This window comes from Achromobacter sp. 1011811831, from assembly GCF_059760905.1.
The window spans coordinates 1-2,425 of the sequence record NZ_JCBANG010000183.1; the positions used below are offsets into that span (position 1 = coordinate 1).

At 60.6% G+C, this 2,425-nt stretch carries 1 protein-coding gene; it reads right to left on the bottom strand.

Annotation, left to right across the window (positions count from 1 at the left end):
• Positions 1-83 precede the first annotated feature (83 nt).
• A partial coding sequence (locus AC6LJ9_RS30435; protein ID WP_498150426.1) for a GLUG motif-containing protein occupies positions 84-2,425 on the bottom strand: 2,342 nt, incomplete at its 5' end.

Here is a 2,425-nt window from a genome sequence, read left to right on the forward strand (position 1 = left end):
GCATTGGGCGTACCGGCCTTTTTTCTGCCTGTGCCAGGGAGCAAGGTCCGAGCCGCCTGGCCCGGACCTTGCTTGCATGGCGGTTAGTAGGTAGCCGCCTGGGTGATGCCGAATAGCGGGATCAAGCCGTTCTGCGTAGAGGTCGACCGCAGCGTCGACTGAAACAGCTCGCTGTGGTTCTGATCGCTGGCGATCAGGAGGGCATGCAAACCGCGCGGTTGTTTGATCTGCACCGATGTGGTCGCATCCCGGATCCAGCGGAAGTTCTGCCCGACCAGGCCCGCGACGTAGTCACCGCCGGTGATGGATCCGGAGGCGCTGACGTTATAGATGTTACCGACGTTCATGCCCACGATACCGCCCGCCATCGTTTGGGCACGCGCCTGGATGTCGACGTCGGCCTTGGCATAAGCGATATATCCGTCATATATAAAGCCGGCGATGCCGCCTACCCAAGATGTCCCGTAGTCACCCGATTCCTTGACCGACAGTTTGCCTCGGACGTTCAGATCTTTGAGCTGTGAATTATCAGCATCGCCGACAATGCCTCCGATGTTGGAGTGGATGCCGCCGGACAGATCAACGGTGGCGTCGGCCAGGACCACGCTGCTGTCGTAGGCTTTGCCAACGATGCCGCCGATGTTGGCCTCGTCTCCGCCGATCACCTTGGCTTTGGCTCGCACGTTGTACAGTCGGGCATTCTCGCTACGGCCGACAAGTCCGCCAAGTTGGGTGGCCTTGAGGTCCTTGATTTGGCCCTCATAGCGAGCGTCTTCAACGCGGATGGTCAAGAAGGTGTTGCTGCCCTTGTTCAGGCCGATCAGTCCGCCGATGGCGTTGCTGCCTTGACCATTCACGTCGCCTCGCGCTTGCACGTTCGTCAGCTTGCCGGAGATGTTGGTGCCTATCAGTCCGCCGACATTGCTGCCGGCGCCCGCCGACGAAACATGGACGGCGCTGCTGGCATCATTGACGGTGCCGGACAGGTCGTACGTTCCGAAAGATAAGGCATTCAGGCCGATCAGCCCGCCGACGCTGGCATTGGCGTACTGCACCGAGATCGTGCCGGTGCTTTGCACGTTCTGGAGGTTGCCGCCGACGTTACGGCCGACCAGACCGCCGACAGCGACGCCGTCACGGCGGCCCGAGCCGGAGATGTAGGCGTTTGCCGAGCTGTTGCTGATATGTTGGGCGTACCTCGTCTTGTTATCCAGTATTCCGATCAGGCCGCCTATCGCGATACTGTTGGCGTTGCCTTCCACCTTGCCGCTGAAAGATGTGTTGTTGATACTGCCCCAGAGGAAGTTGCCGACCAGTCCGCCAATCACATGCGAATTGTGGCTGCCAATGACCGTGCTATTGGTGACATGGACGTTGCTGATATCGCCGGAGTTAATGCCGGCTAGCACGCCCAGCTGCGTGCCATTCTGGGTTCTCGAGCCGTTGACCATGGCGCGGTCCAGCTTCAGATTGCGCACCGCGCCGCTGATATTGCTGAACATGCCTACCGCCGGTCCGGTGCCGTAGATGTTCAGGTTGGAAATGGTATGGCCCAGGCCGTCGAAGACGCCGCTGAAATCGCGATAGTCGCTGGCCAGCGCCAGGAAGTTGCCCTGACCGGCAATATCGTTGCCCAAAACATAGTGGCCGCGAGGGTCGAGGTCGATGGCTCTGAGCTGGGACAGGTTTTGCACGACTTTATAGGCCGTGCCGTTGGCGTAGAACGAGGCGTTCGCGCCGGACAGCGTTATGACGGCGTTGTCGCGGAGCTGGTGGGTGGGATACTGGCTGTAATGTCCACCGCTATTCAGCGCCAGCTCGGCATTCTTGCCGGTCAGGGTCACGTTCTTGTCGATTTGCATGGCGCCCATGATGGACGTCATCGTCAAGCGGGCATTGTCGCCTTGCGCGGTGATGGCGCCGCCGACCTTGAGATCACCCGAGGACGCCAGGGTCAGGGCATGGTTGTTCTGCCAAGAGATGCGATCTTCGACAGCCAAGTTGGCTTGACTGTCGAGCATCACTTCGTTCTGCTCAAGCATGCCGACCAGTTGTGCGCTGGACAGTACGGTATTGTCGGAGGTCGCCGTCGTCTGTGCGGGAGCGCCTACGCGCATGTGCTTGGAAGTCAGGGTCAGCAAGCCGGTTTCCTGGTTTGCCGCCCCCAGCGTGGACACCTTCAACGTTGGCGCGATGTTCAGTTTGCGGCCTTCGATCGTAATCATGCCGCCTGCTGACGAACGCTTTACGCCGCTGGCGTCCAGCACGCCTGACACCTGGACCACGTGGTCGGCGCCCTGCAGGTAGATCATGCCGATCTTGTCGGCCTTCAGGGTCGTGGCTTCGATGGTGCCTTCGTTGTTGACCACGGTGCGCAGGGCCGTGTTGGTCGCGTTCGCGCTCAGTTGTGCAGCGCCGCTCGCCG